Origin of the sequence: Archangium sp. Cb G35 (assembly GCF_001896145.1) — a bacterium.
Classification (GTDB): Bacteria; Myxococcota; Myxococcia; order Myxococcales; family Myxococcaceae; genus Archangium; species Archangium violaceum.
This window is the reverse complement of the sequence record NZ_MPOI01000005.1, coordinates 428539-443647: the sequence shown is the minus strand read 5'-3', so window position 1 is coordinate 443647 and position 15109 is coordinate 428539. Positions and strand designations below refer to the sequence as shown.

At 69.4% G+C, this 15109-nt stretch carries 9 protein-coding genes; 3 read left to right on the top strand and 6 right to left on the bottom strand.

What is annotated here, in order from left to right; all coding sequences use genetic code 11:
- Nucleotides 1-15: 15 nt before the first annotated feature.
- The 4 genes from BO221_RS18080 to ligD all read right to left on the bottom strand — a co-directional run bounded on the left by BO221_RS18080 (nucleotide 16) and on the right by ligD (nucleotide 7509).
- Nucleotides 16-633, bottom strand: a complete 618-nt coding sequence (locus BO221_RS18080; protein ID WP_073561693.1) for a DUF2378 family protein — start codon at nucleotides 631-633, stop codon at nucleotides 16-18.
- Nucleotides 634-835: 202 nt separating this feature from the next.
- Nucleotides 836-3568 carry an aconitate hydratase AcnA gene (acnA, locus tag BO221_RS18075; protein ID WP_073561692.1) on the bottom strand — a complete coding sequence of 911 codons (2733 nt, stop codon included), beginning with the start codon at nucleotides 3566-3568 and terminating at the stop codon, nucleotides 836-838.
- 153 nt (nucleotides 3569-3721) lie between these two features.
- Nucleotides 3722-4870: a cyclic nucleotide-binding domain-containing protein gene (locus BO221_RS18070; protein WP_233166102.1), complete on the bottom strand. Its 1149-nt coding sequence runs from the start codon at nucleotides 4868-4870 to the stop codon at nucleotides 3722-3724.
- Between the two features lie 44 nt (nucleotides 4871-4914).
- Entirely contained in the window at nucleotides 4915-7509 is a 2595-nt protein-coding gene (ligD, locus tag BO221_RS18065; protein ID WP_073561691.1) for a DNA ligase D, read from the bottom strand.
- Nucleotides 7510-7714: 205 nt separating this feature from the next.
- Here ligD and BO221_RS18060 point away from each other — a divergent pair, with 205 nt between their 5' ends.
- Together BO221_RS18060 and BO221_RS18055 are read left to right on the top strand one after the other, a co-directional pair.
- On the top strand, nucleotides 7715-9802 hold the full coding sequence (locus BO221_RS18060; protein ID WP_073561690.1) for a hypothetical protein: 2088 nt from the start codon (nucleotides 7715-7717) through the stop codon (nucleotides 9800-9802).
- Entirely contained in the window at nucleotides 9799-11163 is a 1365-nt protein-coding gene (locus tag BO221_RS18055) for a hypothetical protein (RefSeq protein ID WP_073561689.1), read from the top strand. Before BO221_RS18060 ends, BO221_RS18055 begins: the two co-directional genes overlap by 4 nt.
- A 51-nt stretch (nucleotides 11164-11214) precedes the next feature.
- On the opposite strand, the gene BO221_RS18050 is transcribed toward BO221_RS18055, so the two are convergent.
- Entirely contained in the window at nucleotides 11215-13077 is a 1863-nt protein-coding gene (locus tag BO221_RS18050) for a serine/threonine-protein kinase (RefSeq protein WP_073561688.1), read from the bottom strand.
- The gene (locus tag BO221_RS18045) at nucleotides 13074-13889 is read right to left on the bottom strand and encodes a DUF2381 family protein (protein WP_073561687.1); all 816 of its coding nucleotides are present in this window, start codon (nucleotides 13887-13889) and stop codon (nucleotides 13074-13076) included. The genes BO221_RS18050 and BO221_RS18045 overlap by 4 nt, the downstream gene beginning before the upstream one ends.
- Nucleotides 13890-14029: 140 nt before the next feature.
- Between BO221_RS18045 and BO221_RS18040 the strand changes: the two genes are divergently transcribed.
- Nucleotides 14030-15076, top strand: coding sequence for a DUF2381 family protein (locus BO221_RS18040; RefSeq protein WP_073561686.1), 1047 nt, complete (start codon nucleotides 14030-14032; stop codon nucleotides 15074-15076).
- The last annotated feature ends 33 nt before the right edge of the window (nucleotides 15077-15109 follow it).

Here is a 15109-nt window from a genome sequence, read left to right as displayed (position 1 = left end):
CCTACCCGAAGCCGCCTACCAGGAGACCTCGAGCGCGATGCTCAGGTCCCCCGTCTTGCGGGCGCTGATGTTCACGTTCTTCACGCCCAGCCGCTTGGCGATCGCCTGCGCCCCACCCACATGGTAGGCGAGCGGCATGAAGGTGACCTCGATGGTGAGCACGCCCCGGTTGGCTCCCGGCCAGGTCAGCGCGGGCTTCCCGTACGTGGTCAGCACCCAGTAGAGCGTCTGCAGGGCAATCATGAACTGCTGGGGCGTGCTCCCCGCCTGCTGCAGCGCCGTGCGCCCCACCGGCGTCTCCATGTAGCTGGAGCCCGCCTTGAAGCCGATCTGCCGGAGCACTTCCTCGTAGCCGCCCAGCTTGCCGCTCATGGAACGGGCCGCGGCGGAGAGCAACATCAGGAGCGAGCGCGTGGGGTAGTTGAAGAACTCCACGAAGGACTTCTCGCCGCTGGCCGCCAGGCAGCGCTGCACCACGTCCTCGTCCCCGCCAAGCTCCCGCACCACCCGCAGCAGGGAGGAGAACAGGAAGCCCCGCGTGGTGTGCTGAGGCGTCGCCAGGCCCAACCGATGCTGAAGATCCTGCTCCGCGTCCTGCGCGGTGTCGTTGCCCGGATTCAACTCAGTACCCATGCCGTGTTTCCAGCGGCCTCCAGCTCGGTGAGCACCGCCGCAGCCCCGGATACTACAACGGTTCAGTCGAGGACACTGCTTCGACTCCAAAGCAGACGGCCCGGCGCACCGCGAAGGGCACGCCGGGCCGTCTGTACGGGGACCGAGGGGAAAGACCCTCACCCCTGCCCTCTCCCAAAGGGAGAGGGGAACCTACACAGGACTACGCCTTGGCCAGCTGACGCATCACGTAGAGCAGGATGCCGCCGTGGCGGTAGTAGTCGAGCTCGTTGGGCGTGTCGATGCGGCACAGCGCGGTGAACTCCTTGGTGCCGCCCTCGCCCGTGGCCTTCACGGTGAGCTTCTTCTGCGGGGCCAGGTCCGTGGAGATGCCGGTGATTTCGAACGTCTCGTGGCCGGTGAGGCCCAGGCTCTGCGCGTCCTGGCCCGCCTCGAACTGCAGGGGCAGCACGCCCATGCCGATGAGGTTGGAGCGGTGGATGCGCTCGAAGCTCTTGGCGATGACGGCCTTGATGCCCAGCATGGCCGTGCCCTTGGCGGCCCAGTCACGGCTGGAGCCCGTGCCGTACTCGGCGCCGGCGAGCACCACCAGCGCGGTGCCCTCCTGCTGGTACTTCATGGAGGCGTCGTAGATGCTCATCCGCTCGCGGCTGGGGATGTGGACGGTGACGCCACCCTCCACGCCGGGCACCAGCAGGTTCTTCAGGCGGATGTTGGCGAAGGTGCCGCGCACCATCACCTCGTGGTTGCCGCGGCGCGCGCCGTAGGAGTTGAAGTCCTTGGGCTGCACGCCCTGGTCCATGAGGTACTTCGCGGCCGGGCTCGTCTTGGCGATGTTGCCAGCGGGCGAGATGTGGTCCGTGGTGACGGAGTCACCCAGCAGCGCGAGCACCCGGGCGGACTTGATGTCCACGAGCGGCTTGGGCTCGGCCGGGATGTTCTCCAGGAAGGTGGGCTTGCGCACGTAGGTGGACTTGGGATCCCACTTGAACGTGTTGCCGCCCCCGGGCGAGAGCTTCTGCCAGAGCTGGTCCCCCTCCATGGCGCGCGAGTACTGGCTGCGGAACTGCTCCGGCTTCACCGCGGAGGTGATGAAGCGCTGGATCTCCTCGGAGGAGGGCCAGATGTCCTTGAGGAACACCGGCTGGCCGTTGCGGTCGGTGCCGATGGGCTCGTTATCCAGGTCCTTGCCCACCTCACCGGCGAGCGCGTAGGCCACCACCAGCGGCGGGGAGGCCAGGTAGTTCATGCGCACGTGCGGGTTGATGCGGCCCTCGAAGTTGCGATTGCCGCTGAGCACCGCGGCCACCACCAGGTCACCCGAGGTGACGGCGTCGGCGACGGGATCCGGCAGGGGGCCCGAGTTGCCGATGCAGGTGGCGCAGCCGTAGCCCACCACGTGGAAGCCGAGCGCCTCCAGGTAGGGCATGAGACCGGCCTCCTTGAGGTAGTCCGTCACCACGCGGCTGCCCGGGGCGAGGCTCGTCTTCACCCAGGGCTTCACGTTGATGCCGCGCTCCACGGCCTTCTTGGCCAGCAGGCCCGCGCCCAGCAGCACCGCCGGGTTGGAGGTGTTGGTGCACGAGGTGATGGAGGCGATGACGACGGCGCCGTGGCCCAGCTCGTAGCTCTGGTTGCCGGCCTTCACGGTGACGGTCTGCTTGAGGCGCTCGGGGGGCACCGCGGCCGCGGGGGCCTTGGCCTTGCCGCCTCCCTCGTCGTCCTCGCCCTTGCTCTTGCCGGCGGCCAGCATCTCCACGAGGGACTTCTCGTAGGCGCCCTTCATGTCCTTGAGGGTGACGCGGTCCTGCGGGCGCTTGGGGCCGGCGAGGCTGGGCACCACGGTGGACAAGTCCAGCTCCAGCGTGTCGGTGAAGACCGGGTCCGGGGTGTTGGCGGTGTGGAAGAGGCCCTGCTCCTTGAAGTAGGCCTCGGCCAGGGAGACGAGCTCCTCGGGACGGCCGGTGAAGCGCAGGTAGTTGAGGCTCTCCTGGTCCACCGGGAAGAAGCCGATGGTGGCCCCGTACTCGGGCGCCATGTTGGCGATGGTGGCGCGGTCCGGCAGCGACAGGCTCTGGAGGCCGTTGCCGTAGAACTCGACGAACTTGCCCACCACGCCCTTCTTGCGGAGCATCTGCGTGACGGTGAGCACCAGGTCCGTCGCGGTGGCGCCCGCCGGCAGCTTGCCCGTCAGCTTGAAGCCCACCACCTGCGGAATCAGCATCGTAATCGGCTGGCCGAGCATGGAGGCCTCGGCCTCGATGCCGCCCACGCCCCAGCCCACCACGCCCAGGCCGTTGACCATGGTGGTGTGGCTGTCGGTGCCCACCAGCGAGTCCGGGCACACCACGTTGCCCTGGCGGAAGGCCACCTGGGCCAGGTACTCCAGGTTCACCTGGTGGCAGATGCCCACGTCCGGAGGCACCACGCGGAAGTTCTTGAAGGCGTTCTGGCCCCAGCGCAGGAAGGCGTAGCGCTCCTGGTTGCGCTCGAACTCGAGCTCCGCGTTGGCGCGGAACGCGTCCGTGGTGCCGAACACGTCCACCTGGAAGGAGTGGTCGATGACCAGGTCCGCCGGGTTGCGCGGGTTGATCTTCGCGGGATCTCCACCCATGGCGGCGAGCGCCTCGCGCATGGCGGCCAGGTCCACCACCGCGGGCACGCCGGTGAAGTCCTGCAGCAGCACGCGCGCCGGGTGGAAGGAGATTTCAGTGTCCGGCTCGGCCTTGGGGTTCCAGGCGAGCATCTTCTCCACGTGCTCGCGCTTCACCACGCGGCCATCCTCGTGGCGCAGCAGGTTCTCGAGCAGGATCTTCAGCGAGAAGGGCAGGCGGGCCACCGAGGCGTGGTCCTTGCCCACCTTCGCCAGGCTGTAGAAGTCGTACGTGGCCGCGCCGACCTTGAGCTGACTCTTGCTCTTGAAACTGTCCGTCATTTGAGTGCCGTCCTTCCTTCCGTCCGCTGAGAATCTCCGGGCGTCTTCTAGGCCCCCGGACAGCGGCTTGCAAAAGGATCTTGCGGGCACTGCCAGGAGCGGACGGTCCAGGCGGCGTTCACTGCCCGTGAGGGCCCCCGGCGGGTGGCCCGGCTAACGGTCCCCGAGCATCCGGGCGGTGCGCTGAAGGCGCTCGGTCCCAATCTTCAACAGCGCGTCCCGCATGCCCGGCTGGCTGAAGATGTGGCGCTCGAAGGAGGAGCGCTCCAGGCGCAGCAGCACGCTGGGCACATCCGCCCGCACCATGGCCGTCACCGGCTTGTCCATGAGCAGGGAGATCTCCCCGAAGACGTCCCCCTCGCGCAGCACCGGGTAGGGCGTCTCCTTCCCGTCCGGGTGCACGTGGTAGGGCGTGCACCGGCCGCGCAACAGCAGGTAGAGGGCATCCCCCATGGCGCCGGCGGTGAGCAGCGTGGTGCCCGCCGGCACCCGCTGGAGCTGGAACTCCCGGGCCAGCGCCCGCCGCTGCTCCAGGCGCAGCGGAGAGAAGATGGGGTGGGTGCGCAGCAGGTTGTCCGCGGCGCGCTTGCGGCAGAAGGCCTGGACCACGCTCTCCACCAGCGGATGCTTCTTGGAGACCTCCGCCATCCGCGCCCGCGTCAGCTCCAACACCACCGAGGACACCGACGGCATCACGGTGCACAACCGGGGCCCCTCGGTGACGAGCGCCATCTCCCCGAAGACGGCTCCCTCCAACGCCGGCCCCTCCTGCGGCCCCTTGCCCTCCAGCAGCCGCCAGACCTCGCCCCGCCCCTCCACCATGAAGAACATGGAGGCGCCCGGGTCCCCCTCCCTCATCACCGGCTGGCCGGAGGCGTACGTGCGCACCTCCACCGCCTCCAGCAGGGCGACGAAGGCATCCCGGCACAGCATGGAGAAGAGGGGCACCGCCACCGGATCCTCCCGCTCCGGGATGAGCTCGAGCTCGGCGGAAACCTGCTCCGCCGCGCCCTCCGGGGGCTGCACCGGGTAGCGCGCGTAGAGGTTGGCGATGAAGGCCTGCGTGCGCGTGTGCTGGGGCTCCAGCCGCAGCAGCTCCTTGCACGCGACGATGGCGCGCAGCAACTGGCTGCCCTGCGCCCAGGCCCTGGCGAGGGCCTCGAAGCCCGCGGCGGCCTCCTCGCGGAGGCCCTGCTGCTCCAGCTTCCGCAGCTCCGCCAGGGCCAGATCCACACGCCCACCGGCGGCCAGTTGTGCGGCCAGCTCCCTCGGCCGGAGAAGGTTGTCGGCTCCGTCAATCACCGTGCTCACGCTCACAGATGGCGCACGCTACCACCGAGCCGGTCTCAAGCGGATGGAAGCGACTGTCCACCACCCAACGCTGGGGCGAACAGGTCTCCAACCTTGTCCAGGCGCCGTCGAATGCTGTCCAGGGTGAAGCGCGTGGGGTCCAACTTCGGCGTCACCTCGGACCAGGCCAGCGGCGTGGACACGGGCGCGTGAGGCAGGGCGCGCAGGGAGTACGGCGCCACCACCGTCTTGCCCCAGGCGTTCTGCCCCGCGTCCAGGTACAGCCGGCCCTCGCGCCGCTCCTTGGAGCGCTCGACGGTGGCCAGCCGCGGGTACTCGGCGGCGAGGGCCTCGAAGGCCCTGGTCGCGAAGGCGCCCACCTGCTCATAGGTGTGCCCGGGTGCGAGCGGCACCAACACGTGCAGGCCCCGCTTGCCGGACGTCTTCGGCACGCTGGCCAGCTCCAGTTCCTCCAGGTAGCGCCGCAGCGAGGTGGCCAGCTGGATGAGGTCTCCGAAGGTACCCTCCCCGGGGTCGAGATCGAACACCACCCAGTCCGGCTCCTTCAGGTGCCCCACCCGGCTGGACCAGATGTGCAGGGTGAGGGCGGACTGGTTGGCGAGCCACAACAGCGACTCGGGCCGGTCCACCACCACGTGGGGCAGGGTGCGGGCCTCGTGGTGGATGACCTCGGTGGTGAGCCAGTCCGGCGTGCCCTGCACCCCCTGGCGGAAGAACCCGGGCTCGTCCACGCCTCGCGGCCACTGCTGCAGCGCGAGCGGGCGGCCGGCGAGCGCGGGCACCATCAGCGGCGCCACGTCCCGGAAGTAGGCGAACACGTCCGCCTTGGTGAAGCCCTTCTCCGGGAAGAGCACCCGATCGCCATGGGTGAGCACCACGGGCGCCACCGGGCGGGGAGTCCGGGTGGACTGTTTCCGCGCCACGGCCGTCCTGCCCGCGGCCCGCTTCCCCTGACGCACCTTCGTCCCGGTCCTCCGGTGCGGGCCCCGCGTGGCGCGTACGGGCGTGCTGCGTGGCTTCTCCCTCACGCACTCCTCGGGACGCTTGTCATTGCGCAACCCCTGGAAGGACGGGTGGCGCAGCCGGCCATCCTCCGTCCACTCGGTGAAGGCCACCTGGGCCACCAGGCGCGGCTTCACCCAGAAGGCCTCCTCGTTGTGCAGGGCGTCGCGCACGTACGGGGCATCCTTCACGGGGGACTTCTTCACCACGTCACGGGCCAGGAGCGTGCGCAATTCACGCCGCACCTTCGTGGAATAGCCCGTGCCCACCTTGCCCGCGTAGTGCCAGGTGTTGCCCTCGCGCACCGCCACCAGCAGCGAGCCCAACTCCGGCCGCTCGTTGGCCATGGGCGTGAAGCCCACGATGGCGACCTCCTGGTTGGCCTGCACCTTGAGCTTGAGCCAGTCCGCGCCGCGGCCCGGCGTGTACGGGCTGCCCACGCGCTTGGCCATGACGCCCTCCAGCCCGCGCCGCCTCGCCTGCGCCAGCGACTGCTTCGCGCTGCCCTTCACCTGCTCGGCGATTTCCAGCGGCGGCTTCACCCTCTTGAGCAGCTTCTCCAGCCTCGCCCGGCGCTCCTCCAACGGCAGGGCGCGGACGTCCTCCCCATCGAGCCACAGCACGTCGAAGATGACGTACCGCTCCTCGACGCCCTTGCCGAGCAGTTGGAAGCGCGAGCGGCCCTTTGGATCCAGGGCGACGATCTCCCCGTCCACCACGGCCTCGTGCCCGCCGAGCGTCTCGAGCGCCCGGAAGATGGCGGGGAAGCGCAGGGAGAGATCATTCCCGTTACGCGATTGCAGGGCGATGCGCCCGCCCTGGAGCGCGGCGATGGCGCGGAAGCCGTCGTACTTCACCTCGAAACGCCAGTCGGCGTCCGCGGTGGCGTCCACCTGGGCCAGGGTGGCCAGCATGGGTGGCCACACCTTGCCGAGCAGCGCCTCGGGCGTGCGGGCGCTCCCCTTCGTCCGGGAAGGGCGGGAGGCGCGCACAGGTTTGGCCGGGGCACGTCGGGCCGCGATGCGGCGGGCGGGCCCGCGAGTGGCGCTCTGGCCGGACTTCACGGACTCGGGGTGCTTCACCGTGACGTCGTAGCCGGGTTGCTCGGTGCCATCCTTGGCCTTGAAGCACAACCACTGCGCCTTCTTGCCCATCGGGCGCGTGCGGATGAGGTGCCACCCGCCCTCGAGCTTGTGCCCATGCAGCACCACATGCAGCCGGCCGCGCGCGAGCTGCTCGGAGGCCTGACCCGGCGGCACGGTGTCGAAGGTGCCCTCCTCCCAGAGGAGCGAGTCACCCGCGCCATAGGCCCCATCGGGGATGCGGCCCTCGAAGGTGGCGTAGGCCAGGGGGTGGTCCTCGGTCTGGACGGCGAGCCGTTTGTCGGCCGGGTCGTAACTGGGGCCCTTGGGAATGGCCCAGCTCACCAGCACGCCGTCGATCTCCAGCCGCAGGTCATAGTGCAACCGGGTGGCGTCGTGCTTGTGCACCACGAAGGTGGAGCCGCCTTCACCGCGCGGAGCCGGGACCTCCGGTGCGGGCTCGGAGGTGAGGGAGAAGTCACGCTTGGCGCGGTACGTCTTCAGGCGCGCACGAGCGGAAGTCTTGGATCGTCGCGAGGTCGCCATCCCCCCAAGGGTCGGCATGCACGGCTTGCCTGGCAAAAGCCGGACCGGGGCCCGCTCCCTTTACCTTCCCCGTCAAGCGGAGGGGATGACTCGCGGAGTCGCCACGGGGGATGAACCAGCGGAGGAAGCCCCCCGCCCTCCTGATGGGTAGGCAGGCCATCTGGCTATCCTTCAGGGCGGTTGTGATCCCAACGGAGCGCCTCCCATGACGAAGAAGAACCCCATGTACTTCGATGGGAGGGCCCTCCTGGCGGTGGCGGTACTGGTGTTTCTGGGCGGGTGCACTACCGCGGGCGCCAGTGTCTCCTTCCGCCACACCGCGGGGACGCCCGGCCCTCACGAGCCATCGCACGCCGTGGAAGGTGCGGAGGCCGGCCCCGGCGAGAACAAGCCCCCGGCGGATGGCTGCGCACCGCCACCTCCGGGCTGGCCCGGACAGTCCTCCAGCGACGCCGAGGAGTTGCTCGCCCCGTTCCTCTCGTGCACCTCGCCCGCGGCCTTCGTCCAGTTGCAGCGCGGGGTGGACATGGTCCGGCTGGTGGAGCGCTTGGATGATTGGAGCGCCATGCGGCTGGGCGCCCTGGGGCCCGTGCTTCCCGAGGCCACCGACATCCTCAACCGCAAGCGCGCCTCCTTCCTCGTCACCGCCACCCGGGAGTACGGCCCCGCGCTCGCCGAGGTGTTCGCCCTCTTCCTCCTCCACTCCTCCTTCGACAAGGACCTGGAGCAGGTGCTGCGCCAGCTCGCCGCGGACAAGCGGTTGGGGCAGACGCTGGGGCAGATGGCCACCGCCCGCGAGCAACTGCGACAGCGCGGCTTGCTCCTCCCGGACTACCCGGACCGGCCCGAGCACCTCGGGGATGGCCTGCGGGGTGCTCGCGAGGGGCTGGGCGATGCCCTCTCCTCCGCCCCGTTGTTCCAGACGGGCCCGCTCCTGAGCTACGCCGCCCAGAAAGGGCAGTTGCCTCCGCCCTACCGGCAAGCCCTCGACGCGGTGGAGGACGCGCTGGCGCGGCGGGCCCTCGAGCCGGGCAACGTGCTTCTGGGCGTCCTGGACGAGATGACCTTCGGCGTGCCACTGGGCTTCTACTCCCTGGCGGCCGGGGTGGGCCACGGCGTCCAGTCCCTGACGGAGGGCCAGTACGAGCAGGCCTCTCGCGAGCTGACGCCCGCCGCGCTCATGGTGGCCCTGTATGCGGGTGGAAAGAGCGTCCGCGTCCTCTCCCAGGGGCGGGCCCAGGTACTGGAGTTGCGCCTGGAGGGGTTGAAGGCCACGGCACAGCGGCTGCGGGAACAACTGGGAGGAGAAGGACTGCGAGAGGTGGCCCGCTACCTGCGGGCGGACCCCGAGGCGGCCCTGCTCGTCATCGATGGCGGAGAGGCCGGGGCGCTGGCCCTCCACGAGGCCCGGGGCAACGTGCCCAGGGCACAGGCCTGGTTGTCCCAGGCGAAGTCCGAGCGGCCCGGCGCCTCCCGGACGCGCGGCGGAGCCACCCAGGGCCCGGGCGGCGTCGCTTCACTCGTGGACGAGGCGGCGGGGCTCTCCCGCGAGGTCCTGGACTCCAAGGTCCTGGAGATTGAGCTCGAGATTCCCGGCCCTCGCCTGTCCGGGGACGTGGCGGTGCTGGAGAAGCAGCTGGCGGCCCTGGAGAAGACGCCGCCGGCCGGCGCCACGGAACACGCGCTTTGGAGCGAGTACCTCCAGTACGGCAAGGGGCGCCTGGCGGACCTGCGGCAGGGCGGCAAGCCGAAGAAAGGCGGGCAACTCGATCCGCCCCTCAAGTGGGACGGCTACCAGCGGATGCGTGACTTGCTCCTACGAGGGGTGAGGTTCGAGCGCGGCAGGGCACAACTGCTGCGCGACGATGCGGCCCTTCCCCGGGCGCAGCGCCACTTCCTCCAGGACTTCGACTCCCCGCGCGTCGAGACCTACGTGGGCGTGAAGAAGCCCGAGACCGGACTGCGCTTCGCGGACGTGCTCGTCATCGAGCAGAAGCCACCCGCCGCACAACCTCCTCGCGTGGAGACCTTCAGCTACAAGAGCCGTGACTTCTCGCTGCTCAACGAAAAGGCAGTGGAAGCACAGATGCTCGCGGATGCGAGGGAAGCCCTGGCGTATTACGGTGAGACGTTGGACATCGTCCGTCCCGGGCTCAAGCTGCGCGCACAGGTCCAGCGGGTCCGCCTCATCTACGAGGGAGGAGACCTCAAGCCCATGCGGACAATCGACCTCGATGCGCTCAGGGACCGTATCCAGGGTAGAGTTCCGGGAGTGGAGGTACTGTTCCAATGAAGGTGCTGAGCGTGCGCGACTTGAAGCCGGAAGACACCCTCCGGCTCACCTTCAAGGGCACCATCAACCCGCAGGCGTCCATCGAAAATGAGCTGACTCCGTTTCTCCAGTCCCTTGAGGAGTACGCGGGCGGGTGGATGCCGGACGTCGTTGAAGGCAAGCGCCGGCGCAAATACTCGCATGCCGCCATCTGGAAGGCCCTCGAGGAGGAGCGCCACGACAGAGGAACGCTCATCGGGCTCTACCGGACGAAGTGGCCCGCGTTGGACATGACACTGCGGCTCTGGTTTCCACCGCTCCCTCCTGAACTCGACCTCACGAGCAGCATGAAGCCTCTCCACTTCTTCACGGAAGCGGAGCGCTGCCAGCAGTTAGTGGAGATGGTGCGTGCCTGGGCCTCCCGCTACCCCGTCTCCCATGCCTGGGCCCACAGCTCTGATGATTGGATATTATCGGGCGCCCCCCGCTTCGGCCGCGATGAGAAGACCTCACGAAGAGACGGCTTCGACAAAATCTACGAGGTGTGGTGGCTCAACGTCTTCGGCCCCGAGCTGGTGCGGAGCGTCGGCCGCGAGCGCATGCTGTCCACGCCAGCGCACCGGGTGGAGGAGCTGCCCAACGGCTCCATCCTCCTGGTGACGTGGCCCACCGCCGCCGACTTCGCCAGTGACGCGGCCCGCCTCGCCCAGGCCCGCGCTCATGCCCACCTCCGGCCGGACCTCGACTTCGACACCCTGCTCCACGGCCTGCGCGAGCGCAGCGCCGCCCTCGCCCCCGTGCAGCCCCACTTCCACCCGGATGTCGCCCCGCTCTTCTCCCGGGTCGTCGACCACGTCTCCAGCCACGAGCGCCCGCGCCTCACCACCGAGCTCAACGCCTGGCAGCTGCCCGAGCGCATGCAGTGGCTGCCCTCCAGCGCCGCCTTCCCCCAGGACGTGGCCGACCCCCAGCGCGTCCTCGAGCGCTACAGTCTCCTGGCCGAGCACCTCGTGGCCATGCTTCACATCGAGGTCCCCTCCGTCCGCCAGGCCACCCCCGAGTCCCTCACCGACATCGACTTCTTCTTCTGGCGCGAGGACGTCCCCGACACCCGCTCCCGCGAGGGCCTCGACAAGCTCGCCGTGCCCGCCGTGGGCGCCTACCTGGGCCAGGTGCTCGTGCACCACCTGGACGGCCAGTGGATATCGCGTGACAAGCTCATGGAGAACCAGGTGCTCGTCGGCGATCGCGTCTGGCTGCCCTTCATCCGCGCCTGGTACTACCTGCGCTCCCGCCAGTCCCTGCTCGACTTCTCCCTCACGCAGCTCTACCGCGAGGCGGAGCGCCACCGCGCTCCCGTCCCGGGAAACCCGCCCCCCTGACGCTCCCCGGCAGCACACCTCGACGTCAACGCGTGCGGCCGGGGCCCGGCCTCAGTAGCGCTGGCGCTTCGCTGGGCTCTGGAATCGGAGATCCGGTTGCTCGTTGGGATCCACCTGGCGCACGTCGGGCCGGGGCTCTCCCTCGGGTGGCATGATGGCGGTCTCGAAGCGGGGCCAGTTGATGATGATGCTGCCCTCGCCGCGGTCCACCTGATCCAACGGCGCATAGGTCACAGGGTATCCATCATACGTTGGAATCCCATACACCTCCTCCCATGAGCTGACGGCGGCTCCGCAGATGGGCAACCAGGAGCCGTCAGGGCGTTGGATGCGATTGATGCGGATGTAGACACGCATCGGCGTGACCTTCGCCTCGCCCTCCACGTTGAACTTCCGGTCATCATTGAACGGCTTCATGAAGGCCGTGACAGGCCCGGCCTTGACGTTGAGGGGTCCAGCCTCCTCGCGAGGCTGGGCCGATGAGGCCGGGGTGCCTGACGTCATAAAGGTGGCGTAGAGGTATTCAGGCTTGAAACCCAGCGCGAGCGGGGTGGCGCGGGCCTCGGGTGGGCACTGCTCGAGGAAACCGGCCGAGTACGGACGCACGTCGGCGGTGGTGAGGGCACATCCAGCGAGTTGCACGAACGTCGCCCCCCACACGGCACGCATCGTGGCGCACCAGCGCGCGGAGGCCTCGGGCGAGGGAGTGATGGCGGAAGGGTCCTGGCTGTTCTGGGAAGACGGCACGGGCGGTGCTCCTTGCTCGGCGAGCGTCGGCGGAGCCGGCGCGGTGGACTCCACGTGAGGAGGCAAGTGAAGCAGCCACCACCCTAGCCCGAGCAGTCCCAGCACGAAGGCCCACTCCACGAGAACCACCGGCCAGCGCCTCGCACGGTCCGCGCCCGCGAAATCCCCAGGCGTTCCAGTGGGGCCCGGCTCCGACTGCGTACCCGCCGCGGCCGGAGTGCTCTCGCGCTCGGAGAGCGGCACCGACGGAACCTGCCAGGACTCCAGATGCCCCTCCTCCGCCCGCAGCCGCTCCAGTTCCTCGCGCACGGCCCGGGCACTGGCGGGGCGCTGCTCGGGCTCCTTGGCCAGCAGCCGCATGGCGAGCGCGGAGAGGGACGCGGGAACCTCGGGAGCATGCTGCCGGGGCTCTGCGGGCGAGACGGTGAGGATGGCCACCAGCAACTGCTCCATCGGCAGCGCCGGATCAAAGGGGCGCAGACCCGTGAGCGCCTCGTAGACGAGGATGCCGATGGCGTACAGGTCCGCCGCGGGCCGGGCCTCGAAACGCGCGCCCTTCTCGAGCACCTCCTTCCCCAACAGGAAGCGGATGGCCTCGGGGGGCTGGCAGTAGAGCGTGCCCGGCGCCAGCCCCTCCGTCAGCGGTCGCGCGCACGGCAGGTGGACGGCCCCCAGGTCGATGAGGAAGGGCCAGTCATCTCCTTCACGCACCAGGATGTTGTCGGCCTTGAGGTCGCGGTGGCACACGCCACGCTCGTGCATCACCTCCAGGGCGCGCAGGATTTCGATCAGCACGCCCACCCATTGGTGGGTCGTGGCCCGCTTCTTCCAGCGCCAGTCGTGGAAGGTGACACCTGGAACATGGTCCGTGACGAAGAAGGAGTAACCCGTCCTGGGGTCCGGCCATCTCCCCAGTTCGTGGACAGGCAACAGGTTGGGGTGTGAGAGGTGCTCCAGCGAGACCGCTTCCCGGCGCATCCAGCCGTCCACACGATCCTCGTCCTCGTCCGAGGCCGGCTGCAACGCCATCTTCATGACGTACGAATCGCCTTCGTGCTCCACCAGGAAGAGGAGGGAGAAGCCGCCGACGCCCAGGCGGCGCACCACGAGGTACTCCCGCACCCTGTGTCCCGGACGCAGCTGGTTGGGATGCAGGGGCTTGTTCATGGCAATGCGAGAACGGTTTCCGGGAGAGCCGAGCCTTCCACCGTCAGCAACAGGTGCGCGGTCCCTCCAGGAGGGGTGGCCACCACGGTGTGCCGCGAAACGGCATCTCCCGAGGGCGGCGGAACATGGAGCAGGGGCAGCATCAGCGTGGAGCCATCCCCCCGTGACGCCCGGAGCTGGAGCCGCTCCCAGTCCCGGACAGATGGATTGCCATCCCAGCCAGGCCGCGAGGACAGCGTGATGAAGACGTGCGGGCCAATGCGAAGGACGGATTCCACCTCCGCGTGAATCGCAGCCCTCAGGTGCACCCACTTCTTCGACAGGGCCAGCCCGACCTGAGCCGCCGATGCGGCCTGGAGGAGGCGGGCCACGTCGCTCACGCCCTCCTGGCCAGCGACGGGCGCCTGAATGCGGACGAGCCGCACCTCCCCATCCACCTCGCCGCGGCGGGTGACGAGCGAGAGCTGGAGGGAATCGCCCGGCGGCAGCGGCACGGTGAGCACCAGGCGCTCGCCCTCCGGGAGGTCCGAGGAAGGCAGGAGGATGAAGGAGGTCGCATCCACCGGGACAAGCCGGACGCGCCCGCGTTCGTCCTGGAGCACCGGGCCCCCGGGGCCGAGCGGGACGTCGGTGGTGATGACGGTGGCGCTGCCGCCCGCCACGGACAGCTCGGGGAGCGCCCCGCCCACAGCCGTGGAGGCGTGAACGGTGCGCTTGCGGGACACGCGCTCGACGGGCCGATCCCGAGCGGCGGCTGGCAAGGACGAGAAGAGGAGCGGCACGAGGAGAGCCACCCAGGAGACGGAGCGCACGCGGACCCTTCGCCGTGAGGAGGTCCACGCTAACCGCGGCGGCGCCGGGCGGGCAAGCTCCAGTCCACTTCGGCGGTCATCTCCGTGAACGTGACTTCCGGAATCTCCTGCGGTATGCAGAGCCCAACCCAGGAGATAAGATGTCCCGCCCTACTCTACGAATCCTGTTCCAGCTGTCACTGCTGCTGCTCCCCCTGTCCGCCGGAGTAGCCGCGGCCAAAAGCAGTTGGCTGCCCGAGGGCTGGCAGCCCGAGGACCGCGAGCTCAGGCTCTACGAGCGGCCTTCCGCCTCCGAGCGCGAGGTGCGGGTGACGCGCAGGTTCCTCTCGGTGGTGGAGCTGATGGATGGGCAGGTCGATCTGGAGCGGACCACGCTGGAGGGGGCCGGAGAGCGCATCCGGCTGAAGCAACAGGACGGCAACCTGCTGCTGGTGGATGTGGTGGGGGACCTGAAGCCAGGCGAGCGCCTCCCGCTCTCGGTGGCCTACCGGGACGGCCAGCGGCTGGAGCTGACGCTGGTGCGGGGCGAGCTTCGGACGGATATCAGCGTGCGGGTGTACCAGCGGCCTCCGCCCACGAAGGAGGAGCAGGAAGCGGCGCTGGCGGAGAGCCTGGCGGGCCTGACCCTGGATTACGAGGAGCATGAACTGCTGAAGGGGCAGATGACCTGCTCGCCCGAGGAGAGCGAGGCACCCCGCGTGGGCGGCGGCGGCATTCAGGAGTCGCGGTTCCGCTGCGAGCCCGTGCCACACGAGTGCGGGTTCAAGCTGCCCTCGTGGCTGCACCGGCGGGAGTCGGCGGGCCGCCTCACCATCAATGGCCAGGAGGGAGGTGGAGGCAAGGTGGGCATGATGGGCAACAGCATCAGCTACTGGATGCCGCATCAGGCGGTGGTGGTCCTCTCCGTCTTCAACATGGACCCCGAGCGGCGCTGGAGGCCGGGCGAGTACGCGCTGAGGCGCGAGGCCACGGGAGAGACGGTGCGCCTGCTCGCCATGAAGTCGGAGGTGCCCGAGGAGGGCGTGGAGTTTGGTGAGGTGGGGTTGATGAGCTTCGTCATCGACCTGCCCCGCTCCGGCACCGAGCGCTTCGCGCTGGAGGTGCTCGAGAAGGACGGCGGCCCGCGCAGGATTCGCGTGGAGGGAATCACGTTCGAGGCGCCCGGGAAGGAGACTCCCGCCCGGTGACACGGCCGCGCCCGGTGCGGGACCGGGCGCGGG